Annotated in this window: 21 protein-coding genes; 10 read left to right on the plus strand and 11 right to left on the minus strand. The window is 68.9% G+C overall.

Features of this window, described 5'->3' with window-relative positions:
* Position 1 precedes the first annotated feature (1 nt).
* From ACFV15_RS33310 to ACFV15_RS33325, 4 genes are read right to left on the minus strand one after another with little or no spacing between them, the layout of a single operon-like run.
* Positions 2–1,045 (minus strand): NAD(P)H-dependent flavin oxidoreductase, encoded by a 1,044-nt coding sequence (locus tag ACFV15_RS33310; protein WP_378355397.1) that lies wholly within the window; start codon positions 1,043–1,045, stop codon positions 2–4.
* Positions 1,042–1,749 carry a CoA-transferase subunit beta gene (locus tag ACFV15_RS33315; protein WP_378355398.1) on the minus strand — a complete coding sequence of 236 codons (708 nt, stop codon included), beginning with the start codon at positions 1,747–1,749 and terminating at the stop codon, positions 1,042–1,044. Before ACFV15_RS33315 ends, ACFV15_RS33310 begins: the two co-directional genes overlap by 4 nt.
* Positions 1,746–2,606, minus strand: coding sequence for a CoA transferase subunit A (locus ACFV15_RS33320; protein WP_378355400.1), 861 nt, complete (start codon positions 2,604–2,606; stop codon positions 1,746–1,748). Before ACFV15_RS33320 ends, ACFV15_RS33315 begins: the two co-directional genes overlap by 4 nt.
* The gene (locus ACFV15_RS33325) at positions 2,603–3,346 is read right to left on the minus strand and encodes an enoyl-CoA hydratase family protein (protein WP_378355440.1); all 744 of its coding nucleotides are present in this window, start codon (positions 3,344–3,346) and stop codon (positions 2,603–2,605) included. The genes ACFV15_RS33320 and ACFV15_RS33325 overlap by 4 nt, the downstream gene beginning before the upstream one ends.
* Positions 3,347–3,397: 51 nt before the next feature.
* Here ACFV15_RS33325 and ACFV15_RS33330 point away from each other — a divergent pair, with 51 nt between their 5' ends.
* The 4 genes from ACFV15_RS33330 to ACFV15_RS33345 all read left to right on the plus strand — a co-directional run bounded on the left by ACFV15_RS33330 (position 3,398) and on the right by ACFV15_RS33345 (position 7,998).
* Positions 3,398–4,162, plus strand: a complete 765-nt coding sequence (locus ACFV15_RS33330; protein WP_378355402.1) for an SDR family oxidoreductase — start codon at positions 3,398–3,400, stop codon at positions 4,160–4,162.
* Positions 4,162–5,031, plus strand: coding sequence for an SDR family oxidoreductase (locus ACFV15_RS33335; protein WP_378355442.1), 870 nt, complete (start codon positions 4,162–4,164; stop codon positions 5,029–5,031). Before ACFV15_RS33330 ends, ACFV15_RS33335 begins: the two co-directional genes overlap by 1 nt.
* A gap of 83 nt (positions 5,032–5,114) precedes the next feature.
* Positions 5,115–5,600 (plus strand): pyridoxamine 5'-phosphate oxidase family protein, encoded by a 486-nt coding sequence (locus ACFV15_RS33340; RefSeq protein ID WP_378355404.1) that lies wholly within the window; start codon positions 5,115–5,117, stop codon positions 5,598–5,600.
* Between the two features lie 250 nt (positions 5,601–5,850).
* Entirely contained in the window at positions 5,851–7,998 is a 2,148-nt protein-coding gene (locus ACFV15_RS33345) for an AbfB domain-containing protein (protein ID WP_378355406.1), read from the plus strand.
* Between the two features lie 131 nt (positions 7,999–8,129).
* Here ACFV15_RS33345 and ACFV15_RS33350 read toward each other — a convergent pair whose 3' ends face one another.
* Entirely contained in the window at positions 8,130–9,263 is a 1,134-nt protein-coding gene (locus tag ACFV15_RS33350) for a steroid 3-ketoacyl-CoA thiolase (protein ID WP_378355408.1), read from the minus strand.
* Between the two features lie 243 nt (positions 9,264–9,506).
* Here ACFV15_RS33350 and ACFV15_RS33355 point away from each other — a divergent pair, with 243 nt between their 5' ends.
* Together ACFV15_RS33355 and ACFV15_RS33360 are read left to right on the plus strand one after the other, a co-directional pair.
* Positions 9,507–10,733 (plus strand): cytochrome P450, encoded by a 1,227-nt coding sequence (locus ACFV15_RS33355; protein ID WP_378355410.1) that lies wholly within the window; start codon positions 9,507–9,509, stop codon positions 10,731–10,733.
* Between the two features lie 30 nt (positions 10,734–10,763).
* Complete coding sequence (locus ACFV15_RS33360) at positions 10,764–11,570, plus strand: transglutaminase family protein (RefSeq protein ID WP_378355412.1); 807 nt, start codon at positions 10,764–10,766, stop codon at positions 11,568–11,570.
* Here ACFV15_RS33360 and ACFV15_RS33365 read toward each other — a convergent pair.
* Positions 11,494–12,834 (minus strand): MFS transporter, encoded by a 1,341-nt coding sequence (locus ACFV15_RS33365; protein WP_378355414.1) that lies wholly within the window; start codon positions 12,832–12,834, stop codon positions 11,494–11,496. The two genes, ACFV15_RS33360 and ACFV15_RS33365, sit on opposite strands and share 77 nt — an antisense overlap.
* Before the next feature lie 90 nt (positions 12,835–12,924).
* Here ACFV15_RS33365 and ACFV15_RS33370 point away from each other — a divergent pair, with 90 nt between their 5' ends.
* Positions 12,925–13,878, plus strand: a complete 954-nt coding sequence (locus tag ACFV15_RS33370) for an Lrp/AsnC family transcriptional regulator (protein ID WP_378355416.1) — start codon at positions 12,925–12,927, stop codon at positions 13,876–13,878.
* A 40-nt stretch (positions 13,879–13,918) separates the two neighbouring features.
* Here the strand turns inward: ACFV15_RS33370 and ACFV15_RS33375 are convergent, their stop codons facing one another.
* The 3 genes from ACFV15_RS33375 to ACFV15_RS33385 are packed head-to-tail and all read right to left on the minus strand — an operon-like array spanning position 13,919 to position 17,059.
* Positions 13,919–15,085: a thiolase domain-containing protein gene (locus tag ACFV15_RS33375; protein WP_378355418.1), complete on the minus strand. Its 1,167-nt coding sequence runs from the start codon at positions 15,083–15,085 to the stop codon at positions 13,919–13,921.
* A complete protein-coding gene (locus ACFV15_RS33380) occupies positions 15,082–16,080 on the minus strand; it encodes a thiolase domain-containing protein (RefSeq protein WP_378355419.1) in 999 nt (332 codons plus the stop codon). The genes ACFV15_RS33375 and ACFV15_RS33380 overlap by 4 nt, the downstream gene beginning before the upstream one ends.
* Positions 16,081–16,087: 7 nt before the next feature.
* Positions 16,088–17,059, minus strand: coding sequence for a Zn-ribbon domain-containing OB-fold protein (locus tag ACFV15_RS33385; RefSeq protein ID WP_378355421.1), 972 nt, complete (start codon positions 17,057–17,059; stop codon positions 16,088–16,090).
* Positions 17,060–17,148: 89 nt separating this feature from the next.
* Between ACFV15_RS33385 and ACFV15_RS33390 the strand changes: the two genes are divergently transcribed.
* Positions 17,149–18,705: an acyl-CoA synthetase gene (locus ACFV15_RS33390; protein ID WP_378355423.1), complete on the plus strand. Its 1,557-nt coding sequence runs from the start codon at positions 17,149–17,151 to the stop codon at positions 18,703–18,705.
* Between the two features lie 2 nt (positions 18,706–18,707).
* Here ACFV15_RS33390 and ACFV15_RS33395 read toward each other — a convergent pair whose 3' ends face one another.
* Together ACFV15_RS33395 and ACFV15_RS33400 are read right to left on the minus strand one after the other, a co-directional pair.
* A complete protein-coding gene (locus ACFV15_RS33395) occupies positions 18,708–19,226 on the minus strand; it encodes a hypothetical protein (RefSeq protein ID WP_378355425.1) in 519 nt (172 codons plus the stop codon).
* A 53-nt stretch (positions 19,227–19,279) separates the two neighbouring features.
* On the minus strand, positions 19,280–20,062 hold the full coding sequence (locus ACFV15_RS33400; RefSeq protein WP_378355427.1) for a crotonase/enoyl-CoA hydratase family protein: 783 nt from the start codon (positions 20,060–20,062) through the stop codon (positions 19,280–19,282).
* Between the two features lie 54 nt (positions 20,063–20,116).
* On the opposite strand from ACFV15_RS33400, the gene ACFV15_RS33405 reads away from it, so the two are divergent.
* Both ACFV15_RS33405 and ACFV15_RS33410 read left to right on the plus strand, forming a co-directional pair.
* Positions 20,117–21,712: an acyl-CoA synthetase gene (locus ACFV15_RS33405; protein WP_378355429.1), complete on the plus strand. Its 1,596-nt coding sequence runs from the start codon at positions 20,117–20,119 to the stop codon at positions 21,710–21,712.
* Between the two features lie 4 nt (positions 21,713–21,716).
* Complete coding sequence (locus tag ACFV15_RS33410) at positions 21,717–22,820, plus strand: NAD(P)H-dependent flavin oxidoreductase (RefSeq protein WP_378355431.1); 1,104 nt, start codon at positions 21,717–21,719, stop codon at positions 22,818–22,820.
* Positions 22,821–22,842 lie beyond the last annotated feature (22 nt).

Here is a 22,842-nt window from a genome sequence, read left to right on the forward strand (position 1 = left end):
GTCAACCACAAGGATTTCCGGCCAAACGAGCGAGGATCCGCTCGGCGTCGGCGACGATCCCGCCGACCAGCGAGGCCACCGTCGGCAGGTCGTCGAGCAGGCCCGCGACCTGGCCGGACGCCAGCACACCTGCCCGGGTGTCGCCGTCGACGAGGCCCGCGCGCAGGAGCATCGGGGTGTTGGCCGCCATGATCACCTGCGACCACGTGCGCTCCCGGCGCAGTGCGATGCCTTCGCGCACGAGCGCGGGCCACGACACGCCGGTCAGCTTGCGGAAACGGATGGCGTTGCGCACCGCGCGCACGGTGCCGGTCCGCGAGGACTCCAGCGCGTCGACCAGCTCGGTCCGCAGCACCCGGTGCGGCATGCCGTCGACCTTGCGGGTGACGACCGTGCCGCCCAGGTCGCGGCGCAAGTACTCCTGCTTGACCGCGTCCGGGACCGTGCTCTCCTGGGTCAGCAGGAACCGGGTGCCCATGGCGACCCCGGCCGCGCCGTAGGCCAGCGCCGCCGCGAGCCCCCGGCCGTCGAAGAAGCCGCCCGCGGCGATCACCGGGATGTCGACCGCGTCCAGCACGGACGGCAGCAGCAACGTCGTCGCTACGCCGCCGGTGTGGCCGCCGCCTTCACCGCCTTGCACGATCACCGCGTCGGCGCCCCAGGACGCGACCTTCGCGGCGTGCTTGGCCGCGCCGATCGACGGGATCACCACGATCCCGTGTTCCTTCAGCCGCGCGATCATCTCCGGGCGAGGGGCGAGCGCGAACGACGCGACGCGGACGTTTTCCGAGATCAGGAGGTCGATGCGGCGCTCGGCGTCGTGGGCGTCCGCGCGCAGGTTGACGCCGAACGGCCGGTCCGTGCGGCCGCGGACCTCCTTGACCGCGGCCGCGAGCTCGTCGAACGACATCGTCGCCGAAGCCAGGATGCCGAGGCCGCCCGCTTCGGCCGTCGCGGTGACCAGGCGTGGCCCGGCGACCCAGCCCATGCCGGTCTGCACGACCGGGTGCTCGACGCCGACCAGCGAGGTCAACGCCGTCTTCACGACGGGACTTCCTTGTCCCGCAACGACTTCGGGTCGAGTGAGTCGATCAGCCGCAGTTCCTCGTCGGTGGGCGTCCGAGTCTCGGCAGTGCCCGAAACATCCAGCTCGAAGGAGGTCGCCGAGACCACCTCGTCGACCGTCACCCCAGGGTGCACCGAGAGCAGGCGCGGCGCGTGATCGGCCCCGCCGAAGTCGATCACCCCGAGGTTGCTCACCACCCGGTATACGTCGTGAAACCGTTGCCCCGCACCGCGTTCGTACCCGACACCCGACACGACGTCGACCTGGTCGACGAAGATGCGCGTGCTGTGCCGCGGCACCCAGTAGCTCGTCCGGTGGTTGACCGTGTTGCCCGGCCCGCCGCGCACGCCGAGCAGTTGCCGCTTCGGCTGGGCGTGCTCGCCGATGGCGGAGATGTTCTGGTTGCCGTGCCGGTCGATCTGGTTCGCGCCCATCACCACATGCCGTTTTCCGCGTGGCACCACGGTGTCGAGCACCTTCCGGAACGGCTGCCAGCCTTCGAGCGTCCCGTCGGCGTCGAGCAGGTACGCCTCGCCGTCGGACAGCAGCAGGTCCGGTTCGAAGGTGAGCCGCGCCAACCGGGCACCCAAAGCGGGGATGTACCCCATCGGGCTGGCGACGATCTCCCCGTCGCCCCTGAACAGGTCGGCGCACGCGGCGACGGCCACATCGGCGCGGATCACGCTGCCTCCTCGAACTTGGCGACCTCGGCCTGGTAACCGGCCTCATCGCCGGACAGGAACCGGTCCACGAACCCCGGCCACGCGTCGAGATCCTTGGCGCAGTCGACGTAATGCCGCTGGAACCGCTCGTCGCGCCCGTAGTCGGGAACGGCGGTGGTGAAGTGCGCGCCGCGCGGTGATTCCGCCACGCCATGGACGAAACCCCGGTTCAGCAGCAGGCTTTGCACCGGCGCGGTTCGGGTCAGTTCCGCGGTTTCGACGACCTTCTCGACCGACACGTACACGCGATCGGCGGCGAGCGCGTACAGCTCGTCGAAGTACGGATCCGGCCCGAGATACTGCGCGTTGCCCCGCGCGTCGGCCCGGTTCAGGTGGATCAGCGCCGCGTCGAGCCGCAGTGCGGGCACGGCCAGCAGTTCCTCGCCGTCGTCGTAGGGGGAGCGGACCGTGCGCAGCGTGGGGTTGAACGTCAGCACGTCCGACCCGAGGCCCGCGCGGGTCGGCAGGAACGGAAGCCGTTGCGCCGCAGCCGAAAGACCGGTCCCGAGCACGCCTTCGTCGTACTCGGTGACCTCGATCTGACCGGCCTCGCGGACTCGGCTGAACCACGGGTCGTACGGGATCGAGTCGAGCGTGACGAACCCGAAGACCAGCCGCCGGATCTTCCCGGCCGACACCAGCAGCCCGACGTCCGGCCCGCCATAGGAAACGACGGTCAGGTCTTTCAGCGGGGACCGCAAAATGGCCCGTACCAAGGACATCGGCTTGCGCCGCGAGCCCCAGCCGCCGATCCCGATCGTCATGCCGTCCGAGAGTTCGCCGACCATCTCGTCGACGGTCATCCGCTTGTCCATCACTTACCGTCCAGGAAGTCCTGCCGCGCGGCGTCCGAGACGCCCGCGAGGTTGAGCTCGAAGGTGAAGCCCTGTTCGAAGCGGTAGCTGCGGTGCACCGGCTGCACGTCGATGCCGTTGATCGCCTGTTTCGCCGCTCTGATCACCCGCGTGTCCTTCGCCGCGATCTGCCTGGCGACGCCCAGCGCCGTCTCGTCGAGGTCGGCGCGCGGCACGACCGCGTAGACCGAGCCGTGGTGATGCAGCTGGTGGGCGTCGATCGTGCCCGCCGTGTAGTACAGCGCGCGCATCAGATGCTGCGGCACCAGCCGCGCGAGATGGGTGGCCGCGCCGAGCGCGCCTCTGTCCACTTCGGGCAGCGCGAACGTGGCGTCTTCGCTGGCCACCACGACATCGGCGTTGCCGACCAGCCCGATCCCGCCGCCGAGGCAGAAGCCGTGCACGGCCGCGATCACCGGCACCGCGCAGTCGTAGACCGCGGCGAACGCGGCGGCGCAGCCCTGGTTCGCGCCGATCAGCGCGCCATAGCCGGGGTCGGCCTGTATTTCCTTGATGTCGACGCCCGCGTTGAACCCCCGGCCTTCCGCGCGCAGCACGACGACGTGCGTCGCCGGGTCCTCGCCCGCCTTGCGGACGGCTTCGGCCAGGTCGAACCAGCCACGCACGGTGAGGGCGTTGACCGGGGGAGCGTCGACCGTGACCACGGTGATCCCTGATTCGGGTTGCTGGGTGATGACCGGCATCGGTGTCCTCACGGGTTACCAAACCTAGCACTTGCTTGGTACGTTAGCAGGGTGCACGACTCGGGTACAGCTCTCCAGCTCCGGCTCGACGACGCCGTCGTGCTGGTCACCGGTGGTGCGCGCGGGGTCGGCGCCGGGATCAGGCGGGCCTTCCTGCGTGCGGGCGCCCACGTCCCGATCTGCGGACGCACCCCGCCGGACGACGCCGAAGACTTCTTCACCTGCGATGTCCGTGAACCGGAGCAGGTGGACGAGCTGATCGCGGCCATCGTCGACCGGTACGGACGGCTGGACGTCGTGGTCAACAACGCGGGCGGCGCGCCGTACGCGGACGCGGCGACGGCGTCACCGCGCTTCCACAGCAAGATCGTCGCGTTGAACCTGCTCGCGCCGCTGACCGTCGCCCGTGCGGCGAATGTCGTTATGCAGCAGCAGGAATCCGGCGGCGCGATCGTCAACGTCAGCAGCGTCAGCGCGACGCGGCCGTCGCCCGGCACGGCGTCGTACGGTGCGGCGAAGGCCGGGCTGGACAACCTCACGGCGAGCCTGGCCGTCGAGTGGGCACCCAAGGTGCGGGTGAACGCGCTCGACGTCGGCATGGTCAAGACCGAGCTGTCCCAGCTGCACTACGGCGACGGCGTCGAGGTCGCCAAGACCGTCCCGTTGGGACGGTTGGCCGAACCGGACGAGATCGGCGCGTGCGCGGTATTTTTGGCTTCCCCCTTGGCTTCTTATGTCAGCGGGGCGACGCTCAAGGTGCATGGCGGCGGCGAGGTGCCCGCGTTTCTCGCGGCGGCGAACAAGGAGGCCGAGTGATCGTCGAAGGCAGGGTCGTCATCGTGACCGGCGCGGGCCGGGGCATCGGACGCGCGCACGCGCTGGCGTTCGCGAGCGAGGGCGCGTCGGTGGTCGTCAACGACGTCGACCTCGATCCGGCGTCCACGGTGGTCAAGGAAATCGAGGTGGCGGGCGGAAAAGCGGTCGCCAACACCGACGACGTGGCCGACTGGGCAGGCTCGGAAAACCTGATCACCACCGCGCTGGACTCGTTCGGCAGGCTCGACGTCCTGGTCAACAACGCCGGTTTCCTGCGTGACCGCATGCTCGTCAATCTCTCCGAGGACGAGTGGGACGCCGTCGTCCGCGTCCACCTCAAAGGCCACTTCGCCCCGATGCGGCACGCGGCGGCGTACTGGCGCTCCGAGTCGAAAGCCGGACGGCGGCCCGACGCTCGGATCATCAACACCAGCTCCGGCGCGGGACTGTTCGGCAGCGTCGGGCAGGGAAACTACACCGCGGCCAAGGCCGGGATCGCGGGGCTGACCGTGAACGCGGCCGCCGAATTCGGCCGGTACGGCATCACGGTCAACGCGATCGCGCCCGCCGCGCGCACCCGGATGACCGAGGTCGCCTTCGCGGAGAACATGGCCAAGCCCGAGAGCGGTTTCGACGCCATGGCACCGGAAAACGTGTCACCGCTGGTGGTCTGGCTGGGCAGTGCCGAGTCGGCGGCCGTCACCGGCCGGGTGTTCGAAGTGGACGGTGGCCGGGTGTCGCTGGCCGACCCGTGGCGGCATGGCGTGGTGGAGGACAAGGGTGCCCGCTGGGAGCCGTCCGAGCTCGGTCCGGTAGTCGAACGTCTCATCGCGGGCGCCCCCGCCCCCGAGCCCGTTTACGGCGCGTGAAGCGCCCAGGCCCGGACCGCACCTCGACCTGGACCAACTCCCGCTGACCGGAAACTGTCGGTGCCGGATGCCATGCTCGTCCCATGGCTACTTGGCAGCGGTTCACGGAGGAAGCGCCGGAACTGGCGGAGAAGGTTCTCGCCCGGTTCCTGGCGGACAAGTCACATGTGCTCGCGACCCTGCGGGCCGACGGCTCGCCGAGGGTGAGCGGATCGGAGGTGGATTTCCACGGTCAGGACATCTTCATCGGGTCGATGCTGAACGCGGTGAAGGCGCGGGATCTCCAGCGGGACGGGCGGTTCGCGATCCACGCCTATCCCGGCGTCGAGGACGGGGGAGACGCGAAGATCGCCGGGGTCGCGGTGGAGATCACCGACTGGGAGGAGCTCAAGTCGGTGGTCGGCGCCGACGCCGAGCCGAGTCACCTGTTCCGGCTCGATCTCACCGAGGCCGTGCTGACCTGGGTCGACACGGACACGTTGTGGGTCGAGCGGTGGGCACCGGGGCGCCCGCGCGTGCGGTTCGCGAGGCCGGGGAACGGGCCGGTGATCCGCACGGAACTTTCCTGAAAATGTCGGCACGTTCGTAAACCCTTCGCGGGGAATACCCATTCCTTTAGTGCCTCAAAGGTCAACTTTTCCGTGACGCACTTGCGGTTGCGTGGTGCGGCGGGTTAGCTTTCCCAAGCCGGGATCTCACTGGGGTAGATACCGGCACTGGGGCTACTGGGGGCTTTTGTGTATTCGAGCGCGTCGTCGCTTTGCCATGCCCTTGGTTCTCCCGGTGGGTTGCACACCTACTGAAAAAGGTATCTGGGGTATGCGAAGAACTGTGAACACCAGTGGCTGGTCCGTGCGCGTAGGCGCGGCCGTGGTCACCGCCGCCGCGCTGGCCGGACTCGTCGCGCCGACGGCGGGCCATGCGGCCGTCGCCGCACCGCCGCCTCCGCCGTCCATTCCGCAGGAGAGCCCGGACGCGGGAGCCACCGCGCTCGCCGAGGCGTCGGACGTCGAGAAGGTCAAGGCCGTGCGCGCCATCGAGGTCGGCGAGGCGACCGACGAATGGCTGATGCTGACCGACAAGAACTTCGTCTTCAAGGTCTACGACAGGATCAGTGCCGACAAGTTCCCGCAGACCAAGGCCGAGGCGTACCGCGTCTACCGCGTCATGGTCGATCACGCGGACGCGCCGGACGCGACCGCGTTCATCCGTACCGGCGTCTTCGACTTCGCCGACCGCGACCGCATCGAGTACGCGCGCCGCCAGGACGAGGCCAGGCTCGCGCGTGAAGCCCGCCAGAAGGCCGCGGCCTGGGCGGAGATCACCGCCGACGCCGCGATGCTCGACGGCAACGACCAGAACTTCGTCTACCAGGTCTGGCGCCGCTCGACCGGCCCCAAGGTCAAGGCCGGTGCCGGCGACGCGTGGGGCGGCGACGCCACCGCGTGGAAGACGTTCATCACCACCACGATCTACACCCTGCACACCCAGGACCAGCGCGACGCCATCGAGAAGGCGAAGCTGGAAGACGCCGAGAAGGCCCGCATCCTGGCCGCGCAGCTCGCGAAGAAGAACGCCGCCGCGCTCCTCGCGATCACCGCGCCGGAATCGTGGACGAACCTGACCGACGACAACTTCATCCGTCAGCTGCTGACCACCGCCGAGCTGTCGCAGCCGCGCCACATCGAGGTCACCAACGCCGCCAACGCGGCGCTGCGCAGCAGTGACCCCGCCGCGTGGAAGGCCTTCATCGACACCGGCATTTACGACGCCGACAAGCGTGACGCCGCAAGGGAAAAGGCCGCCCGCGAAGAGGCGGACCGCCAGCTCGTCCGCGAGATCAAGGCCAAGGCCGAGCAGAGCCGGATCCGCCCGCGCCTGGTCGCCGCCGCGGCCGCGGCGCTCGCCGGCACGCCTGCCGACGTCACGAAGTTCCTGAGCGAAGGCCAGTACGCGGTCCTCGCGCAGTCGCTGATGACGACCACACCGGGCGTGAAGGGCTGGTACGTCCGCAGCGGTGGCGGCGACGCCTGGATCACGCCGGGCACCCCCGGCACCGCCGGTGAGGCGAAGCTCGGCGAGGCGACCTGGAAGACCGTCTCCGGTCTGGCCGACCCCGCCTGCTACTCGTTCGAGTCGGCCGAGCACGTCGGCAGTTACCTGCGCCAGCAGGACATGCGTGTCAAGCTGCACGCCAGCGACGGCTCCGACCAGTTCAAGAACGACGCCACCTGGTGCCCCCGCGCCGGGCTGACCGGTTCCGGTGTCTCGCTGGAGTCGAAGGCGCTGCCGGGCCGGTTCCTGCGTCACATCAACGGCTCGCTCTGGGCCGCGAACGACAGCGGCGCGAACTGGTGGGACGGCAACCTCGACGTCTACAAGGCCGACGCGACCTGGAACGTGGTCGACCCCGATCCGATCATCTCCACCCCGCTGATCCTGCGCTGGTACAACGACGACGCGCTGCGTGCCAAGATCGGCAACCCGAAGTCGGCCGAGGTCGTCGAGAACGGCGTCCGCCACCGCGACTACGCCAACGGCAGGCTCTACTGGAAGGCCGACCGCGGCGAGGCCCGCATGCTCTCCGGCGCGATCATCCCGGTCTTCGACTCACTCGGCCGCTTCGACATCAACGGCAGCCCGGCGACACTGGCCGTCGACCAGACCGTCTGCCCCGACGGCGTCGGCCAGTTCGTGCACTACAACCCCGAGCGCATGATGTCCATCTACTGGTCGCCCAGCACCGGCGCCTACTTCGTGATGGGCGCCATCCGCGACAAGTGGGCCAGCATGGGCTGGGAGAAGTCCGAGCTGGGCTACCCGACCAGCAACGAGTACGACATCCCCGGCGGCCGCCGCAGCGACTTCCAGAAGGGCCACATCACCTGGGACAGCGCCACCGGCAACATCCAGGTCTACCGCCGCGTCGTGATCACCCTGACCCCGACCAAACCGCCCACGCCATAAGGCATCCCCTGAACTGGGCCCGGCACTCACCCTCTCCCCCGAGTGCCGGGCCCTCCCCTACACCCAAGGCTCGCGTTACCCCGAATGTGGCTTTCGTCAGGTCTCATCTGACGAAAGCCACATTCGGGGTTTTATGACAGCCGTTCCAGGACCGTGCCGGTGGCCATGGCCCCGCCCGCGCACATCGCGATCAGCGCGGTGTTCCCATCACGGCGTTCCAGTTCGTGCAACGCCGTCGTGATCAGCCGGGCCCCGGTGCTGCCGACCGGATGCCCGAGCGCGATCGCACCGCCGTTCACGTTCACCCGGCTCTCGTCGGGCGCGTGAACCCGTTGCCACGAAAGGACAACGGACGCGAAAGCCTCGTTGACCTCGAACAGATCCGGGTCGCCGATCGTCATCCCGGCGCGCGCGAGCACTCGCTCGGTCGCCTGAACGGGCCCGTCCAAGTGGTAGTACGGCTCCGCGCCGACCAGCGCCTGAGCCCGGATCCGCGCCCGTGGGCGCAAGCCGAGCGAACGTGCCTTGGCCGACGACATCAGCAGCACGGCCGAAGCGCCGTCGGAGATCTGCGAAGACGTTCCCGCCGTGTGTACGCCGTCTTCCATGACCGGCTTCAGGCGCGCGAGTCCCTCCATGGTCGTGTCGCGCAAGCCTTGGTCGCGGGAAACCAGTTGTTCCTGGGCTTTCACCGGCACGATCTCGCGGTCGAAATGCCCGGCGGACCACGCTGCGGCCGCCTTCGCCTGTGACGCGACGCCGAACGCGTCGACGTCGGCGCGCGTGATGCCGCGGCGGGCGGCGATGCGCTCGGCCGCGCCGTACTGGTTCGGCATGTCGATCGACCAGGAGTCCGGCCGAGGCGCGCCAGCTTCGGTGCCACGGTTCGCGCCCAACGGCACCCGGCTCATCGCCTCGACGCCGCACGCGATGCCGATGTCGATGGCGCCCACCGCGATCAGTCCGGCGATCAGGTGGGTCGCCTGCTGGGCCGAGCCGCACTGCGCGTCGATCGTGGTCGCGCCGGTGGTCGCCGGCAGCCCGGCGTGGAGCCACGCGGTGCGCGTGATGTTGCCCGCCTGCTCGCCTGCCTGGGTGACGGTGCCGCCGATGATCTGCTCGACGAGTGCCGGGTCGAGCCCGGACCGGTCGAGCACGCCACGCTGAGCGGCGCCCAGCAGTTCCGCAGCGTGCAGGCCGGACAGCCAGCCGCCGCGTTTGCCGATGGGGGTGCGCACGGCATCGACGATGACCGGATCGCCCACGGGTACCTCCTCGTCCGCTTACTCTCAGTTAGTCGAGAGTAGAACACGTTCTAATTTAGTGCAAGGAATCACCTGGTCAACCGCCAAGCGGGCAGATCGGCGTCTACCTGGAGTTTCCGCTCCGAATCGAGGAAGTAAACCCCGTTCACTTGATGGGCTTCCCTTGGTTAACGCCGTATGCTTCAATCGGCTTTAGAACGTGTTCCAACTGAGTCCGGACAGCGTCGTCGACCAGGAGGTCCCGTGGCCGCACCGCTCATCCCCGCCGGTTTCGACTTCACCGATCCCGACCTCTACGCGCATCGGCTCCCGCTCGAGGAGTTCGCCGAACTGCGGCAGACGGCCCCGGTCTGGTGGAACCCGCAGCCCCACAACACCGCGGGTTTCGGTGACGACGGCTACTGGGTGGTGACGCGGCTGGAAGACGTCAAAGAGGTCTCGCGCGACAGCGAGCTGTACTCGTCGGCCGAGAAGACCGCGATCATCCGCTTCGCCGAGACCATGACCGAAGACCGGATGAACGCGAACCGCCTGGTGCTGCTCAACATGGACGCCCCGCAGCACACGAAGCTGCGCCGGATCGTGTCCAAGGGCTTCACCCCGCGCTCGATCTCCAAGCTGGAAGACGCGCTGCGCGACCGTGCCCACCGGATCGTCGCCGAGGCCAAGGCCAAGGGTTCCGGCGACTTCGTCACCGACGTCGCGTGCGAACTGCCGCTGCAGGCGATCGCCGAACTCATCGGCGTGCCGCAGGAAGACCGCATGAAGCTGTTCGACTGGTCCAATCAGATGGTCGCCTACGACGACCCCGAGTACGAACTCGAGCCGCTCGCCGCGTCGGCCCAGCTCGTCGGCTACGCGTGGAACATGGCCGAGGAGCGCCGGAAATGCCCGATGGACGACATCGTCACCAAGCTCATCCACGCCGATGTGGACGGTGAGTCGCTCGGCTCCGACGAGTTCGGCTTCTTCGTCATCCTGCTCGCGGTCGCGGGCAACGAGACCACGCGCAACGCGATCACCCATGGCATGAAAGCGTTTCTCGATCACCCCGACCAATGGGAGCTCTACAAGGAGCGGCGCCCGAAGACCGCGCCGGACGAGATCGTCCGCTGGGCCACCCCGGTCGTCGCGTTCCAGCGCACCGCCACCCGCGACACCGTGCTCGGCGGCCAGAAGATCCGCAAGGGCGACCGCGTCGGCATGTTCTACAGCTCCGCGAACTTCGACCCGGACTTCTTCGACCAGCCGGAGAAGTTCGACATCCTCCGCGAAGACAACCCGCATGTCGGCTTCGGTGGCACCGGCTCGCACTACTGCATCGGCGCGAACCTCGCCCGCCTGGAGATCGACCTGATCTTCAACGCCATCGCCGACGCCATGCCGAACATCACCGAACTCGCGCCGCCGGACCGGCTCCGGTCGAGCTGGCTCAACGGCATCAAGCACTACCAGGTCCGGTACGCCTAGGGCGCGAGAAGTATGCCCTAGCATGGGTGGATGCGCTGCCTGATCGATGCCGAAGTCGCGTTGACGGTCACCGTGCCCGGCCGCGTCGCGTTCACCCTCGCGGCCGCGGCGGGCGCGGACCGAGAGGAACTGACGCTCTCCGACGGCTTCGCGCCCGAGGTCGTCGACTTCGCCCACGGCACCCGCACGCACGTTTTCGACTTGCCTGCCAGGGATTTCTCGCTGCGCTACCAGGCCGAGTGCGAGATAAAGCCCGCTGAACCCCAGTCTCTCACCACCGCCGACCTCGCCATCTACACCAGGCCCAGCCGGTACTGCCCGACCGACCGCATGGGCTTCGCGATGGCGGAGTTCGGCACGCTCGCCGACGACCGCTCCAAGGTCGACGCCATCGTCCGGTACGTGCACGACCGGATGTCCTATGTGGTCGGTGCGGGCAGCCCGCTCGACGACGCCGTCGACCGATTGCTCGCGGGGGAGGGCGTCTGCCGGGACTTCGCGCACATCTGCGTGGCGTTGTGCCGGGTGATCGACATCCCCGCGCGCTACGTCTCGGTCTACGCGCCTGGACTGTCCCCCATGGACTTCCACGCCGTGTTCGAAGCCGCGATCGACGGCTATTGGTACGTCTTCGACGCGACCCGCCTGGCGCCGAGGCAAAGCCTGGTCCGCGTCGCCACCGGCCGCGACGCCGCGGACACCGCGTTCGTCGCGACACTCGGGGGCAGCGAGATCGACTTCCGCGGGACCGGCCTGTTCGTCACCGCCGAGCCTGAACTTCCGGAAGACGACGGCTCGGCGCTGATCCCGTTGGCCGGGTCAGCACCACGGCCGTGACCACTGTCCCGACCAGCAACGCGCCGGCGACCCAGCATGCCGCCGTCACACCGTAGGTCAGGAAAACGTTGCCCAGCAAGGCGATCCCGACCGCGCCACCGAGTTGCTGGACGGCGTTGAGCAGGCCGGCGGCCGACCCGGTTTCGGCCGGGCCGACCCGGCGCAGCGTCGCGGTGAAGAACCCCGACGTGAACAACCCTTGCCCGAGCCCGCACACCAGCAGCGCGGGCGCGCCCAGCGCGTAGCCGAGCAGCCCGGCGAGCACGATCGCGAGCCCCGCGAACGGCACCTTGCTCCCGAACCGGGGAACCAGCAGCCTGCCGGAGACCACCGAGGCCACGCCGGCGCCCACCGACCACGGCACCAGCGTCAGCCCGGCGGCGAGCACGTCGCGGTGCTCGGCCAGCTGCACCTGCAAGGCCACGACCAGCGTAAACCCGGTCACCATGGCGAAGAACAGCAACGCGGTCGCCAGCCCGGCCGGGAACCCGTGATCGCGGAACAGGCTCATCTCGACGAGCGGGCTCCGGCCTTGCCGTGACCGCTGCCGCTGGTGCAGTCCGAAGAGGACGAGCACCCCGACACCCGCGACGGTCCACAGTGGATCACCTTCGATCAGCGGATACACGATCAGTCCGGTGCCCAGACTCGCCAGTACCGTGCCCGCGAAGTCGAATCGCGGCCGATGCACGGCCTTGTCCTCGCTCAGCAGCGGGCTCGCGGCCAGCACCAGGAGCCCGAGCGGCAGGTTGACCAGGAACACCGCACGCCACGACGAACCGAAGAGGTCGGCGTGCGTCAGCATCCCACCGAGCAGCGGTCCGCAGACGGCGGACAACCCCATGACCGGCCCGATCCAGCCGAACGCCCTGGACAGCTCATGATCGGCGAACATCGAGCGGATCAACCCGATCGTCTGCGGAATGATCAACGCGGCCGCCGCGCCCTGCAACGCCCGCGCGGTGATCAGCAGCCCCGCGGACCCGGCGAGCGCACAGCACAGCGACGTGACCACGAACCCGGCGACGCCGATCTGGAAGATCCGCTTGCGCCCGATCAAGTCGCCGAGCCGTCCGCCGGTGATCAGCAGGATCGCGAACGGCAGCGTGTACGCGGCGCTGTACCACTGGATGGCGGAGCCCCCGCCGCGCAGATCCGCGTCGATCGCCGGCGCGGCGACCTGCACGATCGTCGCGTCGAGCAGGTTCATCGCCTCGGCGGTCAGCAGGACGGCCAGCGCCGCCCCGCGCCTGGAATTCATCATGCGGCGAGCCTGCCGAGAGCTTGCACTTCGTTCCACTCGCAGAAGCAGATTTGTCGATTTGTTCCATACGGGACGGTCTGAATGCAGAATATGTGCATGCTCGACGACCTCGACCGTGGCCTGATCCACGCGCTCCAGCTCGACGGCCGTGCCTCGTTCAGCCGGATCGCCGAGGTACTCGGCGTGTCCACCCAGACCATCGCCCGCAGGTACCAGCGCCTGCGCGCCGACCACGGCATGCGAGTCGTCGGCCTGGGCGAGCCACATCGCGCCGGCCAGACGCGCTGGCTCGCCAGGCTCACCGCCAGCCCGCACACCGCGCAAGACCTCGCGCTCGCACTGGCCAGGCGTGACGACACGTCCTGGGTGAAACTCGCCTCGGGTGGCACCGAGATCGTCACCGTCGTCGACACCGGCGCCGCGAGCGGAAACCCCTTGCTGCTCCACGACATTCCGCGCGCCACCAGCATCACGTCGGTGTCGGCGCACTACATCCTGCACGCCTACCGCGGCGGCCCGACCCCGTGGCCGGGTCACCTCAAAGGCCTCACCGAAGAGCAGCAACAGCAACTGGCGCTCGAGGTGCACCCCGGCGATCGAGCGCTCGCGGAAACAGACCGCGACCTGCTCACGGCACTCGGCCGAGACGGGCGCACCAGCCTCGCGGACCTTGCTGGGGCCACAGGCTGGTCCTCGGCCACCGTCGCTCGCAGACTCGCCGCGTTGCAATCGACCGGCGAACTCTTCTTCGACGTCGAGATCAACCCGGCATTGCTCGGCGCGACCACGGAGGCGCTGCTCTGGATGGCCGTCACCCCGGCGCGGCTCGACGCGGTCGGCACCACGCTGGCCCAGCACGACGAACTCGCTTTCGTCGCCGCGACCACCGGCCCGACCAACCTCATGGCGCACGCCCTGTGCGCCGATCCCGGCGCGCTGCACCACTACCTCACCTATCGTCTCGGCGCACTCGACGCCATCCGCACCCTCGAGACCGCCCCGGTCCTGCGCACCCTCAAAGCCGCGGGCCCGCTGCTTTTCTAGGCTCGTGAGTGTTTTCGCCGGTTAGAACCGGCCGTACCACTCACGACCCTGGCTTGGCCGCCCCGACCACCCACATCGAGAAGTACTGCGAGCCACCGCCATAAGCATGCCCGAGCGCGATCCGCGCGCCGTCGACCTGGTAGTCGCCCGCGCGGCCCATGACCTGCTTCGCGGCTTCCGAGAAGCGCAACATCCCCGAAGCCCCGATGGGATTCGACGACAGCACGCCACCGGAAGGGTTCACCGGAAGCCGTCCACCCAAAGCCGTGTCACCGGCCTCGGTCGCCTTCCAGCCTTCGCCTTCGGCCGTGAAACCCAGGTTTTCCAGCCACATCGGCTCGAACCACGAGAAGGGTACGTAGATCTCGGCGGCGTCCACTTCGGACATCGGGTCGGTGATGCCTGCTTCGGCCCATAATGCCTTGGCCGCGTCGCGGCCCGCCTGGGGGTTGACCTGGTCGCGGCCGGCGAAGGTGGTCGGCTCGGTGCGCATGGCCGTCGCGTGGATCCACGCCGCGCCGCCCTCGACGGCGTCGCCTGCCGCCTCGTCGCCGAGCACCATCGCGCAGGCGCCGTCCGAGGATGGGCAGGTCTCGTCGTAGCGGATCGGGTCCCACAGCATTTGGGACGCCTGCACGGATTCGACGGTGACATCCGGCTGTCGCAAGTGTGCGTACGGGTTGAGCGCGCCGTTGCGGCGGTCCTTCGCCGCTACGATCGCGCCAATGTGCTCGGGTGCGCCGGAGCGGCGGATGTACGAGCGCACGTGCGGGGCGAAGTAGCCGCCCGCGCCCGCGCCGACCGGCATGTGGAAGGGGACCGCGATGGACAGGCCCCACATCGCGTTGGACTCAGACTGCTTTTCGAAGGCCACCGTCAGTACCCGGCGGTGCACCCCCGACTGGATCAGCGAGGTCGCGACCAGTGCGGTCGAACCGCCGACGGACCCGGCCGTGTGCACCCGCAGGAGCGGTTTCCCCACCGCGCCAAGGGAATCCGCCAGGAACAACTCGGGCATCATGACGCCCTCGAAGAGGTCGGGGGCCTTGCCGATCACTACCGCGTCGATGTCGTCCCAGCCGACCTGCGCGTCGAGCATGGCGCGGTCGATCGCTTCGCGAAGCAGGCCGGGCATCGACACGTCGGTCCGCTTGGCGCGATGGTGCGTTTGCCCGGTGCCGAGCACCGCGGCGAGCTGCTTGCTCATCGAGCCTCCAAAACGGCGACCAGGTTCTGCTGCAGGGCGGGTCCGCTGGTCGCGTGCGCGAGTGTTTTCGTCGCTGTGCCCTCGAGAATCGCCGACGCCGCCTCGCCGATGCGTGACAGTCCCGCCGCGAACATCGGGTTGCCTGCCAGCGCGCCGCCGGATGGCGTGATCCGCACGTCGTCGCCCAGACCGAGCGCGGACCGCAGGATGAGTTCCTGATGCGTGAACGGTGAGTGCAGCTCGGCGAGCTCGACGCCGTCCAGATCCAACGCGTTCGCGGCTATCTCGGTCGACGGCGAGCGCGTCAGGTCGCGGGCGCCGAGCACGGCCGAGTCGACGCGATGCTCGATGCCGGAGATGATCGCCGGGTGGTCCACCAGGTCTCGTGCACGTTCCTCCGACGCCAGCACGACCACCGAAGCGCCGTCGGTGATCGGCGCGATGTCGTGTGCCCGTAAGGGATCCGCGACGAAAGGACCGTCCGGATCGGACTTTCCGATGCGGGCGGCGACCTCGGCCATGTCCTTTTCGGTCCACAACCCGGCGTCCAAGCCGAGGCGGGCCTGCAAAGCCGCGATGCTCACCGAGTCAGGCCACAATGGAGCGACCGTGTACGGGTCGAGCTGCAACGACAGCACGCGCCGCAGCTGCCCGGCCGACGACTTGCCGAAGCCGTAGACGAGCGCCGTGTCGGCCTCACCCATCCGGATCTTCAGCCAGGCCTCGTACAGTGCCCACGCGGCGTCCATCTCGACGTGTGACTCGTGGATCGGCGGGAACGCGCCGATCGCGTCGACCGCGGCGATGAACGAGAACGCCCGCCCTGCCAGGTAGTCCGATGAGCCGGAGCACCAGAATCCGATGTCCTCTTTGGACAATCCGGTCTTCTTGAACACCTCGGCGAAGATGGGCACGAGCATCTCCACGCCATTGGTCGTGCCCGGCGTGGCGCGGACGTGCGGGGCCTGCGCGAAGCCCACCACAGCGACGTTCATCGTGACCTCACAGGTGGTGTGCGAACGACTCGTACGGCATGTCGGGCTCGCCGCTCGGCTCGAAATGTCTGATGTTCTCCAGCGACGTCCACCATTCCTCGCGTGGCTTCCACGCCGCGCGGACCCGCATGCCCATCCGGACCTCGGACGCGTCGCAGCCGAGCACGAGGTGCAGGAACGCGATGTCCGCGCCGTCGAGCAGGATGTACGCGGCGACGTACGGCGGTTTCAGGCGCTGGCCGAGGAACGGCACGTTGACGATGCAGAACGTGGTGACGGTGCCGGTGTCCGGCAGTTCGACCTCGTCTGTGGTCGGCACCCCGTCGGTCGGGCACGCGCCGCGCGGCGGGATGTAGACCTTCTCGCACGCGGGACAGCGCTGGCCGATGAGCCTGCCTTCGCCGAGCGCGCGCAGGTAGCGGCTTTCCTCGGGGGAGACCGAGTGCTGGTAGTGCAGGTGCACCGGGGTGATCACGATGCTGACCGGCGCGCCCTCTTCGCGTTTCGCCACCGGGGGCGGCGGCTCGGTGAGTTCAGTGTCGGGGGAGCCGGCGGGGACGAAGTACGCGATGTCACGGATGTGGCCGACGAGCTCGTCGGCCCAGCGGACGCGGACGCGCAGTCCGGTGTGGATGGCGTCCTGGCTGACGTCGACGGCGTGCAGCAACGTGGTGTCGGCGCCGTCGAGCCGGATCAACGCCCACGCGAACGGGCGCTGAAGTGGTTGCCCCTCAAGGGGTTTCGCCATCCAGGTCCAGGAGACGACGGTGCCCTCCGCCGCGACGGTGACGAACTCGTCGAGCGGGGCGGCGGTCACCGGGTCGTACTCGACCGGTGGCACGTGCACCCGCCCGTCGCTGCCGCGGACGCCTTCGATGCGGCGTTCGCGTAACCCGTTGACGAAGCGGCCGAGCACGGGGCCGACCGAGCGCGTGTAGTCGAAGCCGATGTCCAGCGGCGCGGAGAGCGGTGCGGTCACCTTCGCAGTGAAACACGTTCTCGTTCGGGCGGCAAGCGATCCACGCCCGGAGCCTTGATCTGAACTGGAACGCGTTCTAGATTCGGGGTATGACGACCACCACGGAGACGTTCGGACTGTGGAACATCGCGGCGGGGCAGCCGGAGCGGGTCGCCGTCGTCGGCCCCGGCGGCGCGGAGGTGAGCTACGGGGAACTCGTCGCCACGGCCAACGCCTACGCGCGCGGCCTGCAGGCGATCGGCCTGGAGACGGGTGACGTCGTCGTCGTGCTGCAGCCCAACTGCCCGGAGATGCTCGCCGCGTACTTCGCGGCCATCCAGTCAGGGCTGTACGTCGTGGTGGTGAACTGGCACCTGATCGGCCCCGAGGTCGCGTACATCCTCTCCGACAGCGGCGCGAAGGCCTTCCTCGCGCACGAACGCTTCGCCGACGTCGCCACCGCGGCCGCGGACGAGGCCGGCATCCCGGCAGGCGGGCGGTTCGCGGTCGGTCACATCGAGGGCTTTCAGCGCATCGAAGAGCTCGGCGCGGGCGAGGGCGACGGTCGCCCGGCACGCCGGACGGCGGGGTCGCCGATGCTGTACACCTCGGGCACCACGGGCCGCCCGAAAGGCGTCCGACGGCCGCTGAGCGGCGCCGACCCCGACGCGGTGCCGTACGCGTCGACCTGGTTCTTCGGCATCTTCGGCCTCGGCCCGTTCGACGACCACGTGCACCTGTGCGGCTCGCCGCTCTATCACACGGCGGTGCTCAACTTCGTCGGGATTTCCCTGCAGCTGGGCCATGCGGTGGTGCTGATGGACCGCTGGGACCCGGAAGACATGCTGAGCCTGATCGAAAAGCATCGGGTCACCCACAGCCACATGGTGCCCACGCAGTTCCGCAGGCTGCTGGCGTTGCCCGACGACGTACGCGAGAAATACGACCTGTCCTCGCTGCGCGTGATGATCCACGGCGCCGCGCCGTGCCCCCTAGAAGTCAAGCGCCGGATGCTCGACTGGTGGGGACCGGTCGTCACCGAGTACTACGCCGCGACCGAGGGCGGCGGCACGGTCATCAACGGCACCGACTGGCTGCGCAAACCGGGCTCGGTCGGCCTGCCGTGGCCGGGGTCGGTCATCAAGGTCCTCGACGACGACGGCAACGAGCTGCCCGCCGGTGAGATCGGCACCGTCTACATGCGCATGGGCGACGCGACCTTCGAGTACCACAAGGACCGCGAAAAGACCGAAAAGGCCCGCGTCGGCAACCTCTTCACCCTCGGCGACGTCGGCCACCTCGACGAGGACGGCTATCTCTACCTCCACGACCGCAAGGCCGACTTGATCATCTCGGGTGGCGTCAACATCTACCCGGCCGAGATCGAAGGTGAACTCGCCGTCCACCCCAAGGTCGGCGACGTGGCGGTCTTCGGCGTCCCCCACCCCGACTGGGGCGAGGAGATCAAGGCGGTCATCCAGCCCGCCGAGGGCGTCGAACCCGGCGACGCCCTCACCGAGGAGCTACTCGCCTACGCCCGCACCCGCCTGGCCAAGTTCAAGCTCCCGCGCTCGATCGACTACCTCGCCGAACTTCCCCGCGACCCCAACGGAAAGCTCTACAAGCGCCGCCTCCGCGACCCCTACTGGCCGACCACGGCCATCTGATCTCACGAGCGTTTGGGGAAGGCCATGGAGAGCATGACCAGTGCCTTCCCCAGCGGGACGGGTTCGGAGCGGGTGCCGTCCTGGCAGGCGGCGTTGAAGTTGCCGTCGCGGGCGATGACCATGCCGAGCGTGCGGCCGTGCGTGGCGCCGCGCAGGTAGCTCCACGTCGCGTGGAACTCGTCGTCGCCGGTGGGGTAGTGCCAGAAATGGGTCGCGTCCGGGAGGTTCTTCAGGTTCGCGATGGTCTCGGTGTCGGTCTCGAGCTGGTAGCGGAAGCGGGCCGCGGCGCGCCGGAGCGCGGGCTCGGGGTCCGGGTGCGACGCCATGGTCAGGTAGACCTGATGCCATGGCGTGTCGTCGGCCGCCTCGCCGCTGGTGCATTCGATCACCGGGTGTAACGGGGCGAGTTCGTTCAGGACCGGGCTGACCGCGACCTGGGCCGGGTTGCCCTGGGGCTGCGCGCACGAAGCAAGCGTGGTCAGCACCAGTAGCCCCGCCACCCACCCCCGCCGGATCGCCATGCGCCCATGATTGCCGGTGAGCGGCTCACCGCGCACCTTTTCGCCACAGTTCGTTACCGACCCCGGAACTCCGGCTTGCGTTTCTCGGCGAACGCGCGCGGCCCTTCCTTCGCGTCCTCGCTCGCGAAGACGGCGATGCCGTACTGCGACTCGAGCTTGAACGCCTCCTCCTCGTGCATGCCCTCGGTGTCACGGATCGTGCGCAGGATGGCCCGGACGGCGAGCGGGCCGTTCGCGGCGATCATGCCCGCGAGTTCGAGCGCCTTGTCCAGCGCCGTGCCGTCCGGGACGACGTGGCCGACGAGGCCGATCTCCTTGGCCTCGGCCGCGGTGATGTGGCGGCCGGTGAGCAGCAGGTCCGCCGCGACGGTGTACGGGATCTGCCTCGGCAGCCGTACCGCCGAGCCGCCCATCGGGAACAGGCCCCAGCGCGGCTCGGACACGCCGAACTTCGCGCTTTCGCCCGCGACGCGGATGTCGGTGCCCTGCAGGATCTCCGTGCCGCCCGCGATCGCCGCGCCCTCGACGGCGGCGATCAACGGCTTGGTGAGACGGCGGCCTTTCAACAGGCCCTCGATGCGCGACGGGTCGAACGTCCCCCGTTTGTGGGATTCCGCGGGGGAGTTGCGCGACATCGACTTCAAGTCCGCGCCGGCGCAGAACGCCCCGCCCGCGCCGGTCAGCACGCACGCGCGGATCTCGTCGTCCTGGTCGACCCGGTCCCACGCCTCGACCATGATGCCGAGCATCTCCCCGGTCAGCGCGTTCCTGGCCTCGGGCCGGTTCATCGTGACGACGAGGGTGTGCCCCTGCTGTTCGACGAGTGCGTCGGCCACTCGGCCACCTCCTTGTGTATTGCCCAAAACGATAACATGTTCTACTTTGGCTGGGTGGCACTCAACATCGCGGATCTCCTCGAGCACGCCGTCGACGCCGTGCCGGATCGCATCGCTGTCAGCTGCGGTGACCGCCAGGTCACCTTCGCCCAGCTGGACGCGCGTGCCAACCGGCTCGCCCACCACCTCGCCGCGCACGGAGTCGGGCAAGGTGACCACATCGGGGTCTATTCCCGTAACTCCATCGAAGCGCTGGAAACCATGTTCGCCGCTTACAAACTGCGCGCGATCGCGGTGAACGTCAACTATCGCTACGTGCACGCCGAACTCAAGTACCTGTTCGACAACGCGGATCTCGTCGCGCTCGTACACGAACGGCGGTACTCCGACAAGGTCGCGGCCGTGCTGCCCGAGACGCCAAAAGTGAAACACGTTGTCGTCATCGAAGACGGCACGGAGGGCACGGACGGCATCTCCTACGAGACCGCGCTGGCCGAGGGTTCGCCGGAACGCGACTTCGGTGAGCGCAGCGCCGACGATCTGTACATCCTGTACACCGGCGGCACCACCGGTTACCCCAAAGGCGTGCTCTGGCGCCACGAGGACATCTGGCGCACGCTCGGCGGCGGGATCAACTTCGTCACCGGCGAGCACCTCGCCGACGAGTGGACGCAGGCCGAGCAGGGGAAGGCGGGCGCGCTCGTCCGGCTGCCCGCCGCGCCGCTCATCCACGGCGCCGCGCAGTGGGCGACCTTCGGCGCGCTCTTCGGCGGCGGCCCGGTGGTCTTCGTGCCGCAGTTCGACCCCGACGAGGTCTGGAAGGCCGTGCAGAAGCACAAGGTCCAGGTCCTCACGATCGTCGGCGACGCCATGGCGCGACCGCTGGTCGACGCCTACCGCGCCGGCGACTATGACGCGTCCTCGCTCATCGCGCTCTCAAGCCACGCGGCGCTGTTCTCGCAGAGCGTCAAGCAGGATTTCCTCGCCATGCTCCCGAATGTGGTCATCACCGACGCGATCGGCTCGTCCGAAAGCGGGTTCACCGGAATGGGTTTGGTCAACAAGGAGGCCGACCATTCCGCCGGGCCGAGGGTGAACTTCGGCGACGAGGCCGCGCTGCTGGACGACGACGGCGCCATCGTCGAGCCGAAACCCGGTGCGGTGGGCAGGATCGCGCGCAGCGGGCACGTGCCACTCGGCTACTACAAGGACCCGGTGAAGACCGCCAAGATCTTCGCGGAGGTCGACGGCGTCCGCTACGTCATCCCCGGCGACTACGCGCGGTACGAGGAGGACGGCACGGTCACCTTGCTCGGCCGTGGCTCCCAGTGCGTCAACACCGGCGGCGAGAAGGTCTTCCCCGAGGAGGTCGAAGGCGCGCTGAAGTCGCACCCCGACGTGTTCGACGCGCTCGTCATCGGCATCCCCGACGACCGGCTCGGCCAGCGCGTCGCGGCCGTGCTGCAACTGCGGTCCGGCGTCACCGTGGACTTCGACGCGATCGAGTCGCATGTGCGCACCGAGGTCGCCGGATACAAGGTGCCGCGCACGCTCTGGCTCGCCGACGAGGTCGGCCGGACGCCGAGCGGTAAACCGGATTACCCGTGGGCGCAGGAGTTCGCGCGCACGCATGAACCCGCCAGGAGCTGACCCCATGCGGACCTCATTGTGCGACCGGCTCGGTATCGATGTGCCGATCGTCGGCTTCACCCCGTCCGAGCACGTGGCGGCCGCGATCAGCAGAGCGGGCGGGCTCGGCGTGCTCGGCTGCGTCCGCTTCAACGACGCGGCCGAACTCGACCGGGTGCTCGACTGGATGGACGAGAACACCGGCGGCAAGCCGTACGGCGTCGACATCGTGATGCCCGCGAAGATTCCCGCCGAGGGCACGTCGGTCGACCTCGCGAAGATGATTCCCGACGAGCACCGGCAGTTCGTCGACCGGACGCTGACCGCACTCGGCGTGCCGCCGCTGCCCGAGGAGGTCGACGGGCGCGCCGGTGTGCTCGGCTGGCTGCATTCGGTCGCGCGTGCGCATGTCGAGGTCGCGCTGAAACACCCGATCCGCTTGATTGCCAACGCTTTGGGCTCGCCGCCGGTGGACGTCATCGAGCAGTGCCACGCGCACGGGGTGCCGGTCGCCGCGCTCGCCGGTAAGGCCGAGCACGCGGTGCGTCACGTCGAAAACGGCGTGGACATCGTTGTGGCGCAAGGATATGAGGCGGGCGGGCACACCGGCGAGATCGCGTCGATGGTGCTGGTGCCGGAGATCGCCGACGCCGTGGGCGACCGGGTTCCGGTGCTCGCGGCGGGTGGGATCGGCTCCGGCCGTCAGGTCGCGGCCGCGCTCGCGCTCGGCGCCGTCGGTGTCTGGATGGGCTCGTTCTGGCTCGCGACCGAGGAATACGCGCAGACGATGGCGGGCTCCGAGGCGATGCAGGAGGCACTCGTCAAGGCCGGGTCTTCCGATACGGTCCGGACCCGGATCTACACCGGGAAGCCCGCGCGGCTGCTCAAGACCCGGTGGACCGAGGCGTGGTCCGCTGCGGACGCTCCGGCGCCGTTGCCGATGCCGTTGCAGAATCTGCTGGTTTCCCCGGCGCACAACCGGATTCACGCGGCCAACGACCCGACGGTGGTGTCGATGCCGGTGGGGCAGATCGTCGGGCGGATGGATCGTGTGCGGCCGGTCGCCGAGGTCATGGCCGAACTGGTGGCGGGGTACGAAGAGACGGTGCGAAGGCTGAAAAGCTCGTGAGCGTTGCGGGCGGTTCTAACCG

The organism is Amycolatopsis sp. NPDC059657, assembly GCF_042734395.1.
GTDB lineage: Bacteria > Actinomycetota > Actinomycetes > Mycobacteriales > Pseudonocardiaceae > Amycolatopsis.

Bases quoted from the DNA above. Each gene is read 5' to 3' on its own strand.
- ACFV15_RS33325 (WP_378355440.1), bottom strand. From the start codon at position 3,346: ATGCCGGTCATCACCCAGCAACCCGAATCAGGGATCACCGTGGTCACG.
- ACFV15_RS33340 (WP_378355404.1), top strand. From the start codon at position 5,115: ATGGCTACTTGGCAGCGGTTCACGGAGGAAGCGCCGGAACTGGCGGAG.
- ACFV15_RS33345 (WP_378355406.1), top strand. From the start codon at position 5,851: ATGCGAAGAACTGTGAACACCAGTGGCTGGTCCGTGCGCGTAGGCGCG.
- ACFV15_RS33360 (WP_378355412.1), top strand. From the start codon at position 10,764: ATGCGCTGCCTGATCGATGCCGAAGTCGCGTTGACGGTCACCGTGCCC.
- ACFV15_RS33365 (WP_378355414.1), bottom strand. From the start codon at position 12,834: ATGATGAATTCCAGGCGCGGGGCGGCGCTGGCCGTCCTGCTGACCGCC.
- ACFV15_RS33370 (WP_378355416.1), top strand. From the start codon at position 12,925: ATGTGCATGCTCGACGACCTCGACCGTGGCCTGATCCACGCGCTCCAG.
- ACFV15_RS33375 (WP_378355418.1), bottom strand. From the start codon at position 15,085: ATGAGCAAGCAGCTCGCCGCGGTGCTCGGCACCGGGCAAACGCACCAT.
- ACFV15_RS33380 (WP_378355419.1), bottom strand. From the start codon at position 16,080: ATGAACGTCGCTGTGGTGGGCTTCGCGCAGGCCCCGCACGTCCGCGCC.
- ACFV15_RS33390 (WP_378355423.1), top strand. From the start codon at position 17,149: ATGACGACCACCACGGAGACGTTCGGACTGTGGAACATCGCGGCGGGG.
- ACFV15_RS33395 (WP_378355425.1), bottom strand. From the start codon at position 19,226: ATGGCGATCCGGCGGGGGTGGGTGGCGGGGCTACTGGTGCTGACCACG.
- ACFV15_RS33410 (WP_378355431.1), top strand. From the start codon at position 21,717: ATGCGGACCTCATTGTGCGACCGGCTCGGTATCGATGTGCCGATCGTC.